Genomic DNA, 18650 nt, shown 5'->3' with positions numbered 1-18650 from the left:
AGCACGGCAGGACTCCCCGATCAGCCCCGATACGCCTGTGCCACACGTTCCAGCGACAACAAACGCGGCACTACGTCACATACCGCCCTCTCAAGCAGCGATGGCGCACCCTGCAACACGTCACGCTCAGCCCCAGCCGGATCGGCGACATCGCCCGAGCCGCCCTCGTCCTCAACGGGATCTGGAAGTGATCACCGTTGAGAAAGCCTCACTGGCGCTCTTCCTCGCCAGTGAACGCGCGCTTTCGGCGTCCACACGGTCGGCAAGCGCCTTTGCCTCGTTCCAAGTGCGTTGCCGGTTTTCGTGCAGCCTCTTAATCAGTTCAGAAGACATGTGGGGTACCCACCTGTTCCATTAGTCGTGACTGGAATTGAGGTGGGTTGCGCCGCGGTTCGTGACGGACAACATCGCGCCGCTGAGACATTCCCGGCCCGCCCGACGACGCACCGGTGTGTCCGGCGGGCCGGAGGCCCTGCCGCCTGCCGTCAGGGTCAACCGCGCCGGCGGACCACTTCGAGGGCGGCGGTGACAGCAGCGACGACCGCCGTCACGACCGCGCGCACGAAGCGGGTGGGTGATTCCCCCCGTTGGGCCGCGGCTGCGTGCCGGGCGTCCTTGCCGTCCCGCAGGGCAGGGACGCGGTACGAGTGGTGGACATCGGCTACTTCGTCACCGGCTCAACACCGTCAGCGTGTACGGCGACTGGTTCCCGCCCTCAGCCGACCCGTACCCCACAGCCATGCCGTCGCTGTGGCCTCGTCGGCCCCGCCGAACCCTTCGGCCTCGACGTCCAGACGCTCGTACAGCCCACCCACATCGCCGCCCACCGACCGTGGACTGATACGTTTGTACAGGTCAGAAGCCTGCACAGTGGGGCGGGTGGGACTCGAACCCACCGCATCGGCTCAGGCAGCCGTCCCGGTGGCCGCCACGGCCGGCGGATCGCTTCTGCGCCTGGGGCTGGACAGCCGACGCTGCACTGCTTCGGCCAGCTTGGAGAGGCTGAAGTTGACCAGGATGAAGATGGTTCCGATGACGAAGAACATCTGCAGCGGGTTCTCCAGCGTCTGGACGGCGATCTGGCCCCGGCGCAACAGCTCTTCGTAGCTGATGATGAAGCCCAGTGACGTGTCCTTCAGGACGACCACCAACTGCCCGATGAGCGCGGGGAGGGTGATCCGGAAGGCCTGCGGGAGCAGGATCAGCCGCAGGGTGGCGCCCCGGGTGAGGCCGATGGCGTACGCGGCCTCCGCCTGGCCCTTGGGCAGGGCCTGGATACCGGCGCGGATGACCTCGGCGATGACGACCGAGTTGTAGAGGGTCAGGCCGATCACGAGGAACCACATGGTCGGCAGGTCGACGCCGATCTCCGGCAGTACGCGGGCGGCGAAGAAGACGGACAGCACCACAGGAACACCGCGGAAGAGTTCGATGAACCCCACGACCGCCCAGCGGTACCACGCCGCGGCCGTGACCCGGGTGACGGCGAGCGTGCTGCCCAGGACGAGGGACAGCACGATGGAGATGGCGGCCGCCTGCAGAGTGGCTGTCAGGCCGCCGCCGAGGAAGTCCCACACCAGTCCGAACCGCAGGTCGGAGGGGTTGACCAGGGGACCCCATTTGGCCTCGTCGAGCTGCCCCTGCCGGGAGAGCCTGGCGACGACGAGTGCCAGCAGGGTGGCCAGGACCGTCAGGAGGACGGCGGTGCCCCAGCGGATCCGCCGGCGGGTGCGCGGGCCCGGGGCGTCGTACAGGACATGGGTCGCGGTCATCGGGCGATCGCCACCTTGCGCTCCAAACGGCTCAGGAAGAATCCGAAGGGCAGGATCAGCAGGAGGTATCCGGCGACGACGCCGGTGAGGGTGGGCAGTGCGGGAAGGCCCCGGGACGAGGTCAGAGTGTCGGCCACGCTGAAGAGTTCTCCGCCGACGCCGAAGGCGCCGACGATCGCCGAGTTCTTGATCATGGCGATCAGGGCGTTGCCCAGCGGCGGGACCATCGACCGCAGGGCCTGCGGCATGACCACCAGCCGCAGGCCCGCGCCGAAGGTCAGGCCGATGGCGCGTGACGCCTCGGCCTGACCGGCCGGGACCGCGTTGATCCCGCTGCGTACGGCTTCGCAGATGAAGCCGGACGTGTAGCAGATCAGCCCGACCGTCCCGAACCAGAAGTAGCTGCCGTGCAGGCCGACTTCGGGCAGACCGAACGCCATGAAGAACAGCACGACGGTGAGCGGGCAGTTGCGCACGCACTGGACCCACAGGGCGCCCAGGCGTCGCAGGAGCGGAACCGGGGAGACCCGGGCCACGGCGACGGCCATACCGAGTACGAGCGAGCCGACGGCCGCGTAGATACAGATTTCTACGGTCTTCAGCCAACCCGACCAGAAGAGACCCGCATTATCGATGATCACGTTCATGTGTCTGCTCCGAATCGCACGGCTGGGCGCGGGTCACTCGCAGGGGCCGAGTTCGGGAAGCTTCGGAACCTCCGGAGCGGCGTCACCGACGGAGTCCTTCCATGCCTTCGCGTAGCTGCCGTCCTTCTCCGCGTCGGTGAGCACGTCGTTGACGAACTCGCAGAACTCGACGTCGCCCTTCTTGATGCCGATGCCGAAGGGCTGGTCGTAGAAGGTCTCACCGACGGTCTTGAAACCGTCCTTGGAGGCCGAGACGAAGCCGAGCAGGATGGCGCTGTCGGTGGTGACGGCATCGACCTGGCCGGTGCGGAGGGCGTCGGCGCACTTGCTGTAGACATCGAACAGGACCAGCTGCTTGCCCGGGTCCTTGAGGTACTTCTTGATGTTCTCGGAGTCGACGGACCCGGTGGCCGTACACACCTTGAGGCTCGCGTCCTTGAGCGACTCCGGGCCGGTGATGTCCTTGTTGTCGCTCTTGACCATCAGGGTCGAGCCGGCGTTGTAGTAGGGACCGGCGAAGGTCACCCGCTTGCGGCGCTCGTCGTTGATCGTGTACGTCGCGGTGATCAGGTCGGCCTTGCCCTGCTCCAGATACTCCTCCCGGACCTTGGACGGCGTCTCGACCCAGGTGATGTCTCCGGCGGCGATGCCGAGCCTGCCTGCGACGATCTTGGCTATCTCCACATCGAAGCCGGCCGGCTTGCCGTCCAGGCCCTTGAGGCCGAAGAGCGGCACATCGAACTTCGTACCGATCGTCATCTTCCCGGCGGCGGACAGCTTGGCCATCGTGGTGCCGGCCTGGAACGTGGGCTTGGCCACAGCAGAGCCAGCAGTGTCCTCCGATCCGCTTCCGCCGCACGCGGCAAGGCCCAGAGCGAGGACGGCGGTCGCCGCCGTCACGGCGAGGGCGTGTCTGTGGTGGATCATCGTGGTTCTCCTTGCGTGGTACGAGGGTGAGTGCGGTGCACGGCGGGTGCGGGATCAGTGGCTGAGGATCTTGGACAGGAAGTCCCTGGCGCGCTCGCTCTTCGGCGCCGAGAAGAAGGCGTCCGGCCGCGCCTCCTCGACGATGCGTCCGTCGGCCATGAAGACCACCCGGTCGGCAGCCCGGCGCGCGAAACCCATCTCGTGGGTGACGACGACCATGGTCATGCCCTCGCGGGCCAGGGACGTCATGACATCGAGGACCTCGTTGACCATCTCCGGGTCCAGGGCAGAGGTGGGCTCGTCGAACAGCAGCACCTTGGGATCCATGGCCAGCGCACGGGCGATGGCGACCCGCTGCTGCTGCCCTCCTGAGAGCTGGGCGGGGAACTTGTGGGCCTGGGCGGCCACCCCGACCCGGTCCAGCAGTTGGAGGGCACGCTCCTCAGCCACGGCCCTCGTCGCCTTCCGGACCTTGACGGGCCCGAGCGTCACGTTCTGCAGGACGGTCTTGTGCGCGAAGAGGTTGAAGGACTGGAAGACCATGCCCACGTCGGCACGCAGGGCCGCCAACTCCCGGCCCTCGTCAGGCAGTTCACGCCCGTCCAGGGTGATGCTCCCTGAGCCGATCGTCTCCAGCCGGTTGATCGTGCGGCACAGCGTCGACTTCCCCGAACCGGAGGGGCCGATCACCACGACGACCTCCCCCCTGGCGACGTCCAGATCGACATCGGCCAGGACGTGAAGCGCCCCGAAGTGCTTGTTGACCCCACGGAGGGACAGCAGAGGGGGCCGGCCGTTCCCACCCGCAGGCGCCTCGACGGCAGCGACGGCCTGGTGGTTGTCCAAGGAAGACATGAGCTACTACCTCGCTGTGAAGAGGACGGGTCACCAGCAGTGGTGGGACCGGAGAATTTTTGGCCCAACCTGTCGGACCAATGGAAGGTCCACCGGTTGAGGCTGTCAAGGGTCGCCATCGAATTGCCTGTGACGCTTGCGTTACGGATCCGGATGAAGTCGACCAAATCCTGATAGGACGCACGACATCCCCTCCCCCGCAACCAGGAAACGGGCACCGATTGGGGCTGTTGGCCCTACTGGTGCGGCCAAGCTAGGGACCCAAAGCGTTTTGCACAACAGTTGTGCGGGTCCCCTGCGCAACAGCCCTGAACAGGCCTACTCCCGGCCGTTCACCCACCCCTCGGTCGCGCACCGGGAGATCGCCCTTGACCTCCACGGAGGCCGCATGGAGTATTGGTCCTACCGGTTGGGCCAATCAGTGAGGTGCCCGGCCCGGAGCAGAGGAAAGAGATCGCCTCAGTGAGTGCCACAGCAAGCGCGCCCCTGCGTTCCCACTTCCCGGCGGCGGAGCAGGTCCTGTACCTGGACGCCGCACACCAGACACCGCTGTCGGTGCCCGTCCGTGCCGCCCTCGACGCCTTCTACGACGAGGCGCTGGAGTCCGCCGGCCCGAAGAAACGCTGGCTGGCACGGCTGACGGACGTCCGTGCGCGACTGGCGGCCTTCCTGGGAGTGGGCGCCGACGAGATCGCCTTCACCAAGAACACCTCGGAAGGCCTCAACATCGCCGCCCACGGCCTCCACGTGGAACCGGGTGACAACGTGCTGCTGCTGGAGGGCGAACACCCGAACGTCGCGTACGCCTGGCTCAACCGACAACCGGACGGGCTCGAGGTGCGGATGGTCCCGCAGGACAGGCAGAAGAAGTGGGCCGACGCCGACACCTTCGCCGCGTACCTCGACGACCGGACCCGTGCGATCGCCCTCTCGCATGTGATGTTTCACAGCGGTCAGCGCAACGCTGTGGCGGGCATCGCCCGACTGGCCCGCGCACACGGGGCCGAGGTCGTGGTCGACGCCATGCAGTCCGTCGGCGTCCTCGACGTCGACGCCCGCGCGCTGGGGGTCTCGGCGCTCGCCGCCGGCTGCCACAAGGGCCTGCTGGTGCCCCAGGGACTCGGCCTGCTCTGCACGCCGTACGGGGCTGAGGGGCTGCGCCCGACCTACCTGGCGCTGGCCGGTGTCGCCGACCCCGACGAGCACGTTGTCGTCGGCGCGGGACGGGTGGAGCCACGCAGCGACGCCCGGCGTTTCGAGATCGGCAACTTCAACCTCCCGGCGATCCACGCGCTCGCCGCCGCGCTGGACCTCATCGAAGGCCTGGGCGTCCGCGACATCGAGCAGCACGTGCTGGATCTGGGCGACCGGCTCATCGCGCACCTGGACGACCTCGGCATCGCCCTGATCGGGCCGCGCGAGCGCGAACACCGCTCGCACATCCACGTCCTGGACCTGCCCGCCTCGCGGTGGGCGGACTTCCTCGCCGCCGAGGGCGCCCGGCTCTCGCCCGTACGCGACGGCATCCGGGTCTCCTTCGGCCTGTACAACAACGCCGAGGACGTCGACCGGTTGGCCGCCCTCCTGCGCCGGGGACTGCGGACCCTCCCGCACCGCAGCGCCGTCTGACGCACCGCACCCGCCTCTTGCCCCCGAACCACCTGGAGCGACCCCGTGACCGCACTGGCCGACGTCCGCAGGGAACACGACCTGCTGGGTGATCGAGACGTCCCCGCCGACGCCTACTACGGCGTCCACACCCTGCGCGCCACCGAGAACTTCCCCATCACCGGCATCCCGGTCGGCCACCACCCCGAACTGGTCATCGCGCTGGCCTGCGTCAAGCAGGCAGCCGCCGAGGCCAACCGCGAACTCGGACTCCTGGACCCCGCGAAGGCCGAGGCCATCGTCGGTGCCTGCGAGGACATCCGGGCCGGCCGGCTGCACGAGCACTTTCCGGTGGACGTCATCCAGGGCGGGGCCGGCACTTCCACCAACATGAACGCCAACGAGGTCATCGCCAACCGCGCCCTGGAACGCCTCGGCCGGCCCTTCGGTGACTACCTGCACCTGCACCCGCTCGAAGACGTCAACATGAGCCAGAGCACCAACGACGTGTACCCCACGGCAGTCAAGCTGGCCTTGTACACACTGGCCCAGCAGCTCCTGGAGGCGCTGGAAGCACTGGCGACGGCGTTCTCGGCCAAGGCGGAGGAATTCGCCGACGTCGTCAAGATGGGCCGGACGCAGCTCCAGGACGCCGTCCCGATGACACTCGGTCAGGAATTCGGCAGTTACGCGATCATGGTCCGCGAGGACGCCCAGCGACTGACGGAGGCCGCGGCCCTCATCACCGAGATCAACCTCGGCGGCACCGCCATCGGCACCGGGCTGAACGCGCATCCCCGCTACGCGGAACTCGCCTGCCTGCGGCTGCGGGAGATCACCCAGGTGCCGGTGAGCACCGCCGCCGACCTCGTCGAGGCGACCCAGGACGCCGGGGCGTTCGTCACGCTCTCCGGCGTACTCAAGCGCATCGCGGTCAAGCTCTCCAAGATCTGCAACGATCTGCGCCTGCTGTCGTCCGGTCCACGGGTCGGCCTGTCCGAGATCGGACTGCCCCCGGCCCAGGCGGGGTCGAGCATCATGCCGGGCAAGGTCAATCCGGTCATCCCCGAGGTGGTCAACCAGGTCGCGTTCCGGGTCATCGGCAATGACGTCACCGTGACCATGGCAGCGGAAGCGGGCCAGCTGCAGCTCAACGCCTTCGAGCCCGTCATCGCCCACAGCCTCTTCGAGTCGCTGAGCCACCTGACCGCCGCCTGCCGCACGCTGGCCGACCGGTGCGTCGCCGGTATCACCGCCAACGCCGAACACCTGCGCCGTAGCGTCGAGCAGTCGATAGGCGTGATCACGGCCCTCAATCCGCACATCGGCTACACCGCCGCCACCAGCATCGCCGCCGAGGCCCTTGTCACCGGCCGCAGCGTCCTGTCCCTGGTGGTCGCCCGAGGGCTGCTCACCGAAGCGGAGCTGACCGAGGTCCTGAGCCCTCAGAGGCTCGTGCGTCCCGTGGCTCCGGCCGGGCGGTGAAACCGGCTGGGGCCGGGGCCTCCCCGTCCCGGGCTCAGAGCCTGTGTCATATCCCCGGCCGGGCGCGCGACGCCTGGCACGCTCCCCCAGAGGGGGCACCCCCACCCCCAGAGGGGGACCCCCAGCCGCGTTGCCGAATCACCCACGTGGCTCCGCCACGAGGGCGCTCCGGCGCCTTGCGATCGCACGCTCCCCCACTCTCGGCTTCGCTCGAGCGGGGGGACCCCCATGACGCCGCGCGCTGATCCGACCGGGGATATGACACAGGCTCTCAGCCCTGCAGCACCGGATAGTCGTGATAGTGCTGGCTGGTCGCCTCGTACACCGCGACCACGTCCTTCTCGCGGATCGCCTTGACCAGTGCCCTGTGCACATCCAGCGAATACGCGCCGATCGCCGGGGTGTACCGGGTGTGCAGCAGCCATTCGTGGCTCTGGTGCTTGATGGTCAGCTCCTTGACCAGGGTGACCAGCAGCGGCGTACGCGATGCCGCGGCGACCGCCCGGTGCAGGTCCATCGTGGTACGCAGATAGCTCTCGTAGTCGTCCTGCTCCAGATGCTCTTCCATCTCCGCCACGAGAGCGTCCATCTTGAGAAGGTCCGACCGGGTCGCCCTGCGGATCGCCGTCAGGGCACTCGCAAGCTCGAGCGCCTCGCGCGCCTGCAGCAGCTCGGTGATGGTCAGCGCGGCAAGCAGCCCGGCGTCGTTCTCATCGCGTGCCGGGCCCTCCGGCTGCGCGACATAACTGCCGTCCCCGAGCCGCGTCTCGACATGGCCGCTGAGCTGGAGCACGGCGAGCGCCTCACGGACGGCGTTCCGGCTCACGTCGTACTCGCTCGCCAGATCCCGCTCCGACGGCAGTCGCCGGCCGACCGGCAGTTCTCCCTCCCGGATCCTTGCCAGCAACGCCTCTGCGACAAGCTCCGGCTTGCGCCGACGGCCCGGCAAGCTCTGTGACGCCATGGACTCCTCGCACCCCCGCCACCGGTAGAACCAACTGGTAGGACCAGCTTTCCATGTAGTCCCACCATGGTCAACAGACGGCCCGTCCAGGCGGGCGCCGACGCCGGTGAGCCCGGGCCCGGCACCGGGTTGGCCGTCCCCACGCTCGACGATCTCGCCCAGCAGTACTCGAACGCGGGAGACGATCACTTCTGTGATCGCCGCCTCCTGCCGATCGCCTGGTGAGCCTGCACCTGGGAACCCGGCCCGGCATCGCGGAACGCCCGTCTCATCGCATCGTGATCCCGATACCGTCGGCCTCAGGATGGCCTCAACCCATGGCCCTCTCGCAGCAGAGCCGACCCGAGCAGCCCTACCCGGGTGCAGTCCATGTGATCTCGGCGGCCGGCTCTCCCCCGTTCGCCGGATGGATCCTGAAGTCACGTCCGTTCAAAGTGGCTGGGCATGCCCTCGTGGTAGGCCAGCCAGCCCTCCTGGGCGGCCCTGGCACGAGGTAGGAGGGTCCATGTGCCGTCGGCTCGGTGCAGGGCTGCCGAGTGCCAGGGGGTGGTCCAGGCGTCGGGTGCGTCGAGGAGGCGGATGCCGAATCTGGGGGCGCCTATGGGCTGGGGGTGAATGGACAGGCGCACGCAGTGGGGGTGGTGCTCGGCGATCAGATCGCCCCAGGCACGGCTGCGCTGAATGACGCCGTAGGCACGTTGCCGGCACTCGCGCTGGAGCGCTGAGCGGGTTCCGGGGAAGTCGGCGGTGTCCTCAACGAGGAAGCGGGTGATGCCGCGGTAGAGGGCGAGGGCGTGGCCGTCGGCGCGGACCTCGGCGCGCAGGGCGTCCAGGGTGGGGCCGTATCGCTCGTGGACGTGGGCGCGTTTCGTGTCGTGCGGGAGGTCGCCGAGGGCGTCACGCAGGTCGAAGACGGACAGTCTCCCCAAGCCCAGTTGGCGTATGAGTGTGCGTAGTTCGTCGGAGTAGGCGTCGATGTGCTCGTCGGGGACTCCGATGAGGTCGCCGAAGATGTGGCCGTCGGAGCAGATGACCATACGGGCGCCCGGCGGATAGATCTGCTCGATGTCCGTGCACAGGGTCTGGAGGAAGGTGAGGGAGAGACGTTCGCCCATGTCAGGGAGGTGACCCAGGACCTTGGCCGGGTTGGGCGACTTGCAGGGGAGGCCGGGCAGGGTGAACACGATGGGGGCGCCCTCGCGCACGAAGTCGGTGATCTGCCGCAGCTGATGCGGGAACATCTCGGCGGAGGCGTGTGCCCGACCGGTCGTGCGGTGGTGCGGCAGGAGCAGGTTCAGGATCGCGGCGCTGGTGCTCGTGGGGGTGGTGTCCGGTGCGGTCGTCAGCGGAATGTCGTTCCTTCGGGAGGCGTGCGGGCATGACGGCATGGCGCCATGGGGGTCCCCCCGCTCGGGCGAAGGGGTGGACGCCGTTCTGGACACGGCCACGCTCGGGCAGGCCGTCATCGGGGTGATCGCGGACGGCGGCACCTTCGTGACCACCCGGCCCGACGCCATGCCCGAGGCCGAGCGCGGTATTCGCTTGCGGGTGACGCAGGTCGGTGCGGACGGCGCCACGCTGACCACCCTGTCCGACCTGGCCGCCTCCGGAGAACTGGCACTACGCGTGGCCGAGACCTACCCGCTGGCGAGGGACGCTCCGCCGAGGTCGAGGCCCGCCGGGCCGGCCAGGCGGTCCAGTCCGGGGACGCCGGTCAGGCGCCGCAGGCGCCCAGCGTGGGTGGCCCGGCTGCCGAGCGCGGCGACGTACCCGGCGTGGCCTGCCAGAGCGGCGCGCAGGGCACGTTCGTCGATGCGCGGGTCGTGGCTGAGTGCGACAACCGCGTCGCGTGCGGCGAGCGGGTGGCGAGCGATCAGTCGTCGGGCCAGGCACGGACGACGTCGGCGGTGCCGATGAAGGCCCCGGAGGCGACATGCCCGGGCCGTGGGTCGAGGACGACGACCTTGCGATGCATGGTCCCTGCCACGGTAGCCAGCACTGCGGCGAGATCTGTCGCGCCAACCAGCAGCAGCCGCGGCCGACCCGTCAGTTCCTCGGTGAACGCGGGTCCTCTGTCGGGCAGTTGGTCGGCCGTGGCTGCCGTCGACCAGCGGTGGGGCGGCCTCAGCCCGACCCGCACCGCCAGCGGGCGGTCCTCGGCCAGGGCCGTGGTGATGGCGGAGTGGACCGGCTCGGGTGGTGCGGGCGTGATGAGGACCCGCAGTTCGCCGGCGCAGGCCGGGGTGTCCTCCCAGGGCAGCAGGTCTTCCCCCGGCTTCACGGCGGTCACCTGGGGTGCGGCCCCTGCCAGAACGGCGCGGGCCCTGTCCAGGACGATGCCCTCGACACAGCCGCCCGACAGCGAGCCGCGCCATGTGCCGTCGTCGGCGACGGCCATGGCGGCACCCAGCGGTCGTGATCCGGGACCGTCCCGGCCCACCAGGCGGGCCAGCACGACGGGCCGGCCCGCCTGACGGTGGACGTCGACGTGTCGCTGGCGCCGACGGCCCGCGATGATGCTGCGGGCCGCGCCCGGCAGTTTTCCGCCGAACGGCACCGCGCCCCCGGCCATCGCCGTCAGCACCGCGAGCGACCAACTCCTCGACGCCGCCGTGCGACTGCTGCGCCTGCTCGACCAGCCGCGGGACAGGGACATGCTCGCCCCCCTCGTCAAACGTGAGATCCTGTGGCGCCTGATCACGGGCGAGCGGGGGGCGACGGTTCGCCAGATCGGTCTCGCCGACAGCAAGCTCTCCCATATCGCCAGAGCCGTGCACTGGATCAGGGAGAACTACAGACAGCCGTTCCGGGTGGACGACGTGGCGAAGCTGATCGGGATGAGCACGTCCGCCTTCTATCGGAATTTCCAGGCCGTCACCGGAATGAGTCCCATTCAGTTCCAGAAGAAGATCAGGCTCCATGAGGCCCGGCTTCTTCTGGCGGCACATCCTAAAGACATCGCGCACATCGGATACCGCGTGGGATACGACAGCCCGTCCCAGTTCAGCCGGGAGTACCGGCGCCTCTTCGGCGCGCCACCCAGTCAGGACGCGATGAGACTCGCGGCTGCCGACGCGGGGAACTGACCGGCCGGCACACGCGACCTGCGGGCGGAATACACCATGGCGGGAGGCAGGTTGCGGTACACCGTCCTGCTTGCGACCACTTCTTCGAACGCCTGCCGCAGCTGCGCGAGCCGGTGACGGCTCGGAGGGGCCCAGTGGGCCCAGGCGTAGGTGAATTGCGTGTACGCACCGCTCTGGGACAGAACCGAGGCGATTTTCGGCACGAGGGCGCGGCCGTGCGGGCCGGTGAACGCCGACCAGGGGAGGCTGCTCACCACCACGTCCGCCGTGCGCAGGTCCCGGTCAGCCAGGATGCGAGGCAGTTCCCAGGCGGAGCCGGCGACTGTCTCGACGCGGTGGAAACGCTGAACCAGACGCGTGGCGAGCCGCTCATTCAGTTCGACCGCGATGTGACGACCGCGGCCTGCCAGTTTGTGTTGGATCGCCTCGGCAGAACGATCCTCGCTCTCCCTTGCACGATTCTCCACCGCGGTCCAACCGGCTCAGGGAAGGACACCTGCCGGGGTGCGTACGGTGTTCCGCAGGCGGGCCGCGTCCCGGCTCGGGGGCGCGCCGAACTGACGGCGGTATTCCCGGCTGAACTGTGACGGGTTGTCATAGCCGACACCCGGTGCCCTGCTACGGCGAACGCGGGAATGAAGCGTGTGGGGCTCGGGCGGGCGGAGACGCCGCCCTCACCAGCACCGAATCAACCGCGCCAATGCGGGCACTTTCCAGCCACATGGGCCGGTGCGTAGTCCTGGACCTCGGCCATCGCCGCGACGATGGTGTCCTTGCCGTACCGGTCGACGAGACGGAGCAGTTCCCGCTCGCACACCGCGGTCGCCTCGGACTGGGCGTGCAGGTCGCCGAGGCCGACGAACGGCGAGCGGGTGTTCTGCACGATCAGCTGGGCCACGTCGTGGCGGAAGACGCCGCGGTCCCAGATCTTCAGCGCCGGGATGCGCAGTCCCTCCCCGAAGTGCTCCTTCGCTGTGACGTCGAAGGAGCCGGGGACGGTGCCGCCGACGTCGGCCCAGTGCCCCTTGTTCTGCGCGAACCCGATGATCTCGTCGCCGACGAAGACCGGCCGTATGAAGCTGATGTCGTTGAAGTGGGTGCCCCCGCGGTAGGGGTCGTTGATGGCGAAGACGTCGCCGGGGTTGATGTCGTCGCCGAAGTACTCGATGACGGCCTTGCACTGGAAGTGCAGGGTGCCGACGTGCACGGCGATGTCCTGGCTGCCCTGCATGACGGTGTTGCCCTGCGCGTCGCACAGCGCCGAGGAGAAGTCGCGACAGTAGATGACGAACGAGTAGCAGGTGCGCAGGATCTGCTCGCTCATCAGGTCGACCGAGGTCGTGAACGCGTTCTTCAGGACCTCGAAGGTGACCGGGTCGAGCGTCCGCTCGTGGTGCCCGGCGTGCGGGGCGTGCTCGGTGGTGCTCACGTCAGGCCTCCTGGAGGTGGATGCGGATGTTCAGCCAGGCGTCGATCTCGGCCTCGGCGCGGGGCGGTACGACGGTCGTGGAGTCCAACTGCTCGACGATGACCGGGCCTTGGAGGCGGGTACCGGCGGGGAGGTCGTCGCGGCGGTGGACGCCGGTCCCGACCCAGCCGGTGTCGGGGAACCAGACCTGCCGGGTCGACACCGGCTCCGCGGTACGGTCCGCGCCGTCGGCGGGATCGTGCGTGGCGAACGCGGGCTTCGGCGTGACGCCGGTGGCCTGGAGGCCGAGCTGGTAGATCTCGACCGGGGTGTCGTCCCTGCGGAACGCGAACTCGCGCTCGTGCTCCTCGTGGAACCGCTCCACCGCCTCGGCCAGCGCGCCGGGCCCCGAGCCGCAGGACACGACCAGCGAACGCCACTGCCCCTGGTAGCGCATGGACGCGTTGCGCTGGAGCACCGCGTGCTCCGGGGCGACGCCCTCGTGCACAAGGCGTTGCGAGGCCTCCCGCTCCAGCTCCTGGAAGGCGCGCTCGAACTCCTCCTCGTCGGCCTGGTGGGCCAGGCAGGAGAACATCGCGGACAGGTCGTGGCGGATGTCGACGAGCAGACAGCCCAGCGCCGAGGTCACCCCCGGGTTCGGCGGGACGATCACGGTCGGGATGTTCAGCTGGCGGGCGACCTCGGCACCGTGCAGGGCGCCCGCTCCGCCGAACGCGACGAGCGCGAAGTCGCGGGGGTCGTAGCCGCGCCGGATGGAGACCAGCCGGACCGCGTCGGCCATGTTGGCGTTGGCCACCTCGACGATGGCGCCCGCCGCCTCGGCGAGTCCCAGCCCCAGCGGATCGGCGACCTTCTTGATCGCCTTCTCCGCCAGTTCGGGCTGGAGCGACTTGGCGCCTCCGGCGAGGCTGGTGCCGAGCCTGCCCAGGAAGAGGTTGGCGTCGGTGTTGGTGGCCTCCTCGCCACCGCCCCCGTAACACGCCGGGCCGGGGGTGGCGCCGGCCGACTGCGGGCCGTTGCGCAGCGAGTCCGCCTCGTCGATCCAGGCCAGCGAGCCGCCGCCGGCGCCGATCGTGAGCACCTCGATGCTGGGGAAGATGATCGGGTAGCCATACTCGACGGACCACTCCTTGGTGGTGCGCAGCTCCCCCTCGTGCACCAGGCAGATGTCGGTGCTGGTGCCGCCCATGTCGAGGCCGATCGCGTTCGGGTAGCCGCACTGCGCGGCGACGTGCCGGGCGGCGATGGCCCCGGCCGCGATGCCCGAGGCCGCCAGCCGGACCGGGAACCGGCCCACCATGCGCGGGGTCATCGAACCGCCGCCCGAGTGGAGCAGGAGCAGATCGCCCCCGTATCCGCCCGCGCTCAGCCGCTCGGCCAGCCGGTCGACGTAGCCGGTGACCAGCGGGGCGAGCACCGCGTTGGCGACGGTGGTGTTGAACCGCTCGTACTCGAAGATCTCGGGCAGGATCGCCGCCGACGTCGACACGCTCGCCTCGGGCAGCTCCTCGGCGAGGATCTGCGCCATCCGCAGTTCGTGCGCGCTGTTGGCGTAGGAGTTGACGAAGCAGACCGCGACGGTGGTGACACCGCGGCGGGCCAGCAGCCGGGCGAGCTGTCGGGCCTCCTCCTCGTCGAGAGGGGTGACGATCCGCCCCTCGGCGTCGATCCGCTCCGCCACCTCGAAGCGGTCGCGGCGCCGGATGTAGGGGCGGGCCACGTCCGAGTAAGCGTCCCAGAGGTCGTCCTTCGTCCCGTCCCGGATCTCCAGTACGTCCCTGAAGCCCCGGGTCGTCACCATCGCGGCGGCCGGGAAGCGGCGGGTGATCAGCGCGTTGGTCGCGACGGTGGTCCCGTGCGAGAAGAGACCGACGTCGGCGAGGTCGATGCCGGCCCGCTCGACTCCGGCGACGACCGCGCGCATCGGGTCGTCCGGTGTGGACGGGACCTTGGTCACGCGGGTCGCGTGCGCCTCCTCGTCGAAGATGCAGACGTCGGTGAAGGTGCCGCCGACATCGACGGCCACACGAAGTTTCGGCACAAGTGCTCCTGATGCTCCTGATGTGGAAAGCGCCGCGATTGCGGAGTGGAGAACAGAATGGGGGAGCGTGCGCATTCGGTCGACGTGAGATCTACCAAGTTGAAGGTCGACTCTTGTGCGGCAGGACAAAATTTGCTTCGCTGCACGCGTGCCACCGGCCAGAAACATCACCGTGCGAAAGTTGCTCGCGGAGCGCCATCTCGGTCTGAAGATCATCGGTGAAGGTGACCTCGACCGCCGCGTCCGCGGTGCGCACTCGATGGAGATCGAGGGCGTGGGCCAGTGGCTGCGCCCGGACTGGCTGATGCTCACCACGGGCCTGCGCTTCGTCGGACTTCCGGACGCCGACCGGCACCAGGCCGAGCTGGTGGAGGAGCTCGTCCGGTGCGAGGCCGCGGCGCTGCTGTTCGGCGTCGGCGTCCACTTCCAGGATGTCCCGCAGGCTCTGCGCCAGGCCGCGCAGGACGCCGGCCTGAACCTCCTCACGGTCGACCCGTCGGTGCCGTTCCTGCAGATCGAGCAGTACGTCTACGAGTCCGAGCTGTCCTCCGACGCCTACGCGCTGCGCCAGCGCCTGCGCATCCAGGAAGACCTCCTGGACGCACTCGCCGCGGACCAGCCGGTCAGGGCCCTCGTCCACCGGATCGGCTCCCTCATGCACGGGGCGGTCATCCTCTACGAGGAGTCCGGACGCGTGGTCGAGTCGACGGGACAAGGGCCGACGGTCCTCATCTGGAACGCGGTGCGCGCCGGCAGCAGCCGCGGCGGCCGCCAGATCTTCACCGTCGGGCGCTGGCACGTGACGGCGCGGCCGGTGGCCCTGCGCGGTGTCGGTTACTGGATCGCCCTGGCCTCACGCCGCGAGCAGGTCATCGACGAACTCGGTCAGCCGATCCTGGACGCGACCCAGAAGCTGCTGGGAGCGATGCGGGGACTGCGCGCCCTGACGGTGGCCCAGTCCGTGACCGAGGCCGCCGAGATCCTGCGGACGATCCGGGCGGGCATGACCCCGGACACGGCCAGTCGCGTCTGGGACCGGTTGCGGTCGTTCCGGTTCGAGCGGGACCGGACGATGCGGGCGTTCGTGGCGGTGCCCAAGGACGCCGGGTCGGCCGGGTCTGCCGCCGGGTCCGGAGGGTCCGCCTCGTCCGGCGACGCTCCCGCCTCGCCGCACCCCGACCGCAGGGACGTCGTTCTGGAACTGGCCCAGACCTTCGGCCTGCCGCTCGTCCTGGAGGCCGACGAGGCGGACGGCTTCAGCGGGCTCGCCGGCGACCGTGTCGTGCTCGACGACTGGCTCCGGGAGGCGGCGCGCACCCACCACGTCGGACTGAGCGAACCCTTCGACGACCTGCACCTCGCCCGCGCCCGGACCAGGGACGCCGAACGAGCCCTCCGGGTGGCACTGCGCCGTCGGTACGCCCTGTTCGGCACCGGCACCGCCGAGGAGACCGAACAGCCGGGATCGGTCCTCCGCTTCGAGGACGTCGACCTGGTGACCTGGCTGCTCGCCAGCCGCTCGCCCGAAGCCGTCGCGATCAAGGCCCGTCAGCAGCTCGGCCACCTGCTCGCCCGGAAGGACCTGACCGCGACAGTAGCCGCCTACCTGACCTGCAACCAGGACGTCCGCGCCACCGCGGAGGTAATGTTCCTGCACCCCAACTCCGTGCGGTACCGGCTGCGCCGCGCCGAGGAACTGCTCGGTGCGCCAATCACCTCGGCGGTGGTCGTCGCCAACCTCTACCTCGCCCTGCACGACCGCTTGGCCGAACCGCACCGCAACGCCCGGGACGGAGACGCCGCTCCCGGAACGGACTCACCCCAATTCCCGCGCACGTCCGAGGACCACGCCCGGTGAAGGCGCCCTCCTCGATCAGGTATCAGATCCCGGCGGCTGCGAACCAGCGGCTCACACACCTGCCCAGCCGCCTGGGCCACCTTTTCGCAAGCAGCGGATTCGCCCCATCGCCCCAAAGGAATCCACACACCCGCTGAGACGTTTCCGCGGGTCAGAGATGTGCACAGCGGGGCGGGTGGAACTCGAACGCACGGCCGACGTACCGCACCGCCCTGCACATCCGACGCGAGCACCCTGCCCTCGGCGACGCCGCCATGACCTGACTCGACACCCCGCCGGACATCCTCGCCTTCCACCGCGCTCCCGGCCTCGTGTGCGTGCTCAACCTGTCGGACGAGGCCCACAGGTTGCCCGACCGCACCACGGTCCTTCTGGCCAGCGGTCCCGTCGAGGACGGATTACTGGAACCCGACCACGCGGCCTGGCTCAAGAAATAACGGCCTCCATCTGGAGCATCCCCTCAATCCGCCAGGGCCTGTCCGGTGTCCACTCCCCGCCGATCGGTCAGTCCCTGGCCCACACGAACGGTTGCCGCCCCGCGCATTGGAGTATATAAAAGATCTTGTATCTTGATACACTTCGCTTGATACGCTCAAGTAGGGGAGGGCACCATGAGTCGGACTGTCATTGATCTCGACGACGAGGCGCTGGAAGCGGCTGCCAGAGAGCTCGGCACCACCACCAAGCGCGACACCGTCAACACCGCGCTGCGGGAAGTCACGGTCCGCTACCGGCGTTTGCGAGCACTCGACGAGGCCCGCGAACTGGTGGCCGAGGGCGCTCTGGACATCGACCTACTGCTGGACAAGAGCACATACCGCCCCACGAGCGCGGGCGCGGCGGACGATGCCCGCGACACCGGAGCGCACGAGTGACAGTCGCCGACTACCTCATCGACACCTCCGCCCTTGCCCGCGTCCTGCTCCGCCACAACACGGCCGAATGGGACGACAGGATCGCCGCCGGCCTCGTCGCGATCTGCGACCTCACCGAACTGGAAGTCCTCTACTCGGCCCGTTCGGCCACGGACCGCGCCCGCTTGAAGTCGGCACTCGACGCCCACTACGCCTGGTGCCCCATGCCCGACGGTGTCTACCGCCGCTCCCGCGTCATCCAGGAACAGTTGACCGCCAAGGGAGAACACCGCAGCGCGGGCCCCGTGGACCTCCTGGTGGCCGCAGCCGCGGAAGAAGCGGGACTCACTCTGCTCCACTACGACCGCGACTTCGAAACCATCGCCCGCACGACAGGGCAGCCGGTCCGCACGATCGACCTCAGGCAGTAGAGCTCGCGCGGTGCCGACGGGCACCGAGCTTCTGACCGACCCGGCCGCCTGGCGATCAGTCCGCGGTGGCCTGGGTCGTCTCCCGACACCCAAGGTCACCGGGCAGCACTTCCGGATCCTCGTGTCCAGCCAGCGTCCAGAATTCGACGTCCAGACGCTCGCACAGCCCACCCACGACGCCTCCTCCAGCCGTAGACCGTTACGTCTGCGCAGGTCAAAGCGATCCCAACGCACAATGACGGCCGCGGAGTCGAACTCACGAGCAGCGGATTCAGCGCCGTGGAGCAACGCCCTGAATCCGCACCCCAGATGAGACGTTTCCGCAGGTCAAAGACCTGCACAGTGGGGCGGGTGGGACTCGAACCCACGGCCGACGGATTATGAGTCCTTTGAGGATCTTGGCGACCCTTGTCGATCAATGCCAATCTTGGCCGTCTTCCCAGGTCAAACGTGGTTTGGTGCCTCAGTCCTCCTCGGCCCTTGCCAGTCTTTTCCGATCTTTGCGTCCAACCTGCGTCCAGAACGCGTCCCAGATGGGCACGCGCACCCGGTTCACGGACCCTCTCCCCAGTCGAGGAGAGGTTCTCAAAACCATGCGCAGGTCATGTCCCGCGGTGTGGTGTAGTCACGGCAGCTGTTTCGGTTCCGGTTTTGGGGTGATCTGCGGTTCGGGTTCGGTGGGCTTGGCGGTGA

The 18650-nt window shown here is 68.9% G+C and carries 19 protein-coding genes and 3 pseudogenes; 10 read left to right on the top strand and 12 right to left on the bottom strand.

All coding sequences use genetic code 11. The annotated features are described in order from the left end of the window. A partial coding sequence (locus tag ACLZN2_RS49015) for a hypothetical protein (protein ID WP_416986562.1) occupies positions 1–191 on the top strand: 191 nt, incomplete at its 5' end. Between the two features lie 714 nt (positions 192–905). Here ACLZN2_RS49015 and ACLZN2_RS49010 read toward each other — a convergent pair. From ACLZN2_RS49010 to ACLZN2_RS48995, 4 genes are read right to left on the bottom strand one after another with little or no spacing between them, the layout of a single operon-like run. Further along, a complete protein-coding gene (locus ACLZN2_RS49010) occupies positions 906–1772 on the bottom strand; it encodes an amino acid ABC transporter permease (RefSeq protein ID WP_416986561.1) in 867 nt (288 codons plus the stop codon). Next, positions 1769–2419, bottom strand: a complete 651-nt coding sequence (locus tag ACLZN2_RS49005) for an amino acid ABC transporter permease (protein ID WP_416986560.1) — start codon at positions 2417–2419, stop codon at positions 1769–1771. The genes ACLZN2_RS49010 and ACLZN2_RS49005 overlap by 4 nt, the downstream gene beginning before the upstream one ends. Positions 2420–2452: 33 nt before the next feature. Beyond that, on the bottom strand, positions 2453–3346 hold the full coding sequence (locus ACLZN2_RS49000) for a glutamate ABC transporter substrate-binding protein (protein WP_416986559.1): 894 nt from the start codon (positions 3344–3346) through the stop codon (positions 2453–2455). A 54-nt stretch (positions 3347–3400) separates the two neighbouring features. Then, positions 3401–4201, bottom strand: coding sequence for an amino acid ABC transporter ATP-binding protein (locus tag ACLZN2_RS48995; RefSeq protein WP_416986558.1), 801 nt, complete (start codon positions 4199–4201; stop codon positions 3401–3403). A gap of 462 nt (positions 4202–4663) precedes the next feature. Here ACLZN2_RS48995 and ACLZN2_RS48990 point away from each other — a divergent pair, with 462 nt between their 5' ends. Next, entirely contained in the window at positions 4664–5830 is a 1167-nt protein-coding gene (locus ACLZN2_RS48990; RefSeq protein WP_416986557.1) for an aminotransferase class V-fold PLP-dependent enzyme, read from the top strand. Positions 5831–5875: 45 nt separating this feature from the next. After that, the gene (locus tag ACLZN2_RS48985; RefSeq protein WP_416986556.1) at positions 5876–7294 is read left to right on the top strand and encodes an aspartate ammonia-lyase; all 1419 of its coding nucleotides are present in this window, start codon (positions 5876–5878) and stop codon (positions 7292–7294) included. 271 nt (positions 7295–7565) lie between these two features. Here ACLZN2_RS48985 and ACLZN2_RS48980 read toward each other — a convergent pair whose 3' ends face one another. Then, the gene (locus ACLZN2_RS48980; RefSeq protein ID WP_416986555.1) at positions 7566–8258 is read right to left on the bottom strand and encodes a FadR/GntR family transcriptional regulator; all 693 of its coding nucleotides are present in this window, start codon (positions 8256–8258) and stop codon (positions 7566–7568) included. Positions 8259–8324: 66 nt separating this feature from the next. Here ACLZN2_RS48980 and ACLZN2_RS48975 point away from each other — a divergent pair, with 66 nt between their 5' ends. Beyond that, positions 8325–8483 (top strand): hypothetical protein, encoded by a 159-nt coding sequence (locus ACLZN2_RS48975; RefSeq protein ID WP_416986553.1) that lies wholly within the window; start codon positions 8325–8327, stop codon positions 8481–8483. Between the two features lie 194 nt (positions 8484–8677). Here the strand turns inward: ACLZN2_RS48975 and ACLZN2_RS48970 are convergent, their stop codons facing one another. Further along, entirely contained in the window at positions 8678–9610 is a 933-nt protein-coding gene (locus ACLZN2_RS48970; RefSeq protein WP_416986565.1) for an L-tyrosine/L-tryptophan isonitrile synthase family protein, read from the bottom strand. Here ACLZN2_RS48970 and ACLZN2_RS48965 point away from each other — a divergent pair. Continuing rightward, positions 9609–9851 (top strand): annotated as a pseudogene (locus tag ACLZN2_RS48965) (NADP-dependent oxidoreductase); the annotation flags it as partial. The gene ACLZN2_RS48970 and the pseudogene ACLZN2_RS48965 sit on opposite strands and share 2 nt — an antisense overlap. A 44-nt stretch (positions 9852–9895) precedes the next feature. Here the strand turns inward: ACLZN2_RS48965 and ACLZN2_RS48960 are convergent. Both ACLZN2_RS48960 and ACLZN2_RS48955 read right to left on the bottom strand, forming a co-directional pair. After that, complete coding sequence (locus tag ACLZN2_RS48960; RefSeq protein WP_416986564.1) at positions 9896–10132, bottom strand: XdhC family protein; 237 nt, start codon at positions 10130–10132, stop codon at positions 9896–9898. Continuing rightward, positions 10132–10830, bottom strand: coding sequence for an XdhC family protein (locus ACLZN2_RS48955; RefSeq protein WP_416986552.1), 699 nt, complete (start codon positions 10828–10830; stop codon positions 10132–10134). Before ACLZN2_RS48955 ends, ACLZN2_RS48960 begins: the two co-directional genes overlap by 1 nt. On the opposite strand from ACLZN2_RS48955, the pseudogene ACLZN2_RS48950 reads away from it, so the two are divergent. Further along, positions 10772–11344: pseudogene (locus ACLZN2_RS48950) on the top strand (AraC family transcriptional regulator); the annotation flags it as partial. The gene ACLZN2_RS48955 and the pseudogene ACLZN2_RS48950 overlap by 59 nt on opposite strands. On the opposite strand, the gene ACLZN2_RS48945 reads toward ACLZN2_RS48950, so the two are convergent. From ACLZN2_RS48945 to ACLZN2_RS48930, 4 genes and pseudogenes are all read right to left on the bottom strand, one after another. Then, a complete protein-coding gene (locus tag ACLZN2_RS48945; protein WP_416986551.1) occupies positions 11302–11811 on the bottom strand; it encodes a class I SAM-dependent methyltransferase in 510 nt (169 codons plus the stop codon). The pseudogene ACLZN2_RS48950 and the gene ACLZN2_RS48945 sit on opposite strands and share 43 nt — an antisense overlap. 15 nt (positions 11812–11826) lie before the next feature. Beyond that, positions 11827–11949: pseudogene (locus ACLZN2_RS48940) on the bottom strand (AraC family transcriptional regulator); the annotation flags it as partial. Positions 11950–12032: 83 nt separating this feature from the next. After that, the gene (locus ACLZN2_RS48935; protein WP_416986550.1) at positions 12033–12773 is read right to left on the bottom strand and encodes a hydantoinase B/oxoprolinase family protein; all 741 of its coding nucleotides are present in this window, start codon (positions 12771–12773) and stop codon (positions 12033–12035) included. Position 12774: 1 nt separating this feature from the next. Continuing rightward, positions 12775–14814 carry a hydantoinase/oxoprolinase family protein gene (locus tag ACLZN2_RS48930; protein WP_416986549.1) on the bottom strand — a complete coding sequence of 680 codons (2040 nt, stop codon included), beginning with the start codon at positions 14812–14814 and terminating at the stop codon, positions 12775–12777. A 172-nt stretch (positions 14815–14986) separates the two neighbouring features. Between ACLZN2_RS48930 and ACLZN2_RS48925 the strand changes: the two genes are divergently transcribed. The 4 genes from ACLZN2_RS48925 (at position 14987) to ACLZN2_RS48910 (ending at position 17957) form a co-directional block, all read left to right on the top strand. Continuing rightward, entirely contained in the window at positions 14987–16672 is a 1686-nt protein-coding gene (locus ACLZN2_RS48925) for a PucR family transcriptional regulator (RefSeq protein ID WP_416986548.1), read from the top strand. A gap of 281 nt (positions 16673–16953) precedes the next feature. Beyond that, positions 16954–17109 (top strand): DUF3459 domain-containing protein, encoded by a 156-nt coding sequence (locus ACLZN2_RS48920; protein WP_416986563.1) that lies wholly within the window; start codon positions 16954–16956, stop codon positions 17107–17109. A gap of 174 nt (positions 17110–17283) precedes the next feature. Continuing rightward, positions 17284–17547 carry a type II toxin-antitoxin system VapB family antitoxin gene (locus tag ACLZN2_RS48915; RefSeq protein WP_416986547.1) on the top strand — a complete coding sequence of 88 codons (264 nt, stop codon included), beginning with the start codon at positions 17284–17286 and terminating at the stop codon, positions 17545–17547. Continuing rightward, positions 17544–17957 (top strand): PIN domain nuclease, encoded by a 414-nt coding sequence (locus ACLZN2_RS48910; RefSeq protein WP_416986546.1) that lies wholly within the window; start codon positions 17544–17546, stop codon positions 17955–17957. Before ACLZN2_RS48915 ends, ACLZN2_RS48910 begins: the two co-directional genes overlap by 4 nt. Positions 17958–18650: the final 693 nt, after the last annotated feature.

Origin of the sequence: Streptomyces sp. T028 (assembly GCF_048159505.1) — a bacterium.
Taxonomy (GTDB): domain Bacteria; phylum Actinomycetota; class Actinomycetes; order Streptomycetales; family Streptomycetaceae; genus Streptomyces.
Note: the sequence above shows the minus strand (reverse complement) of the source record. Positions and strands in the feature narration are given on the sequence as shown.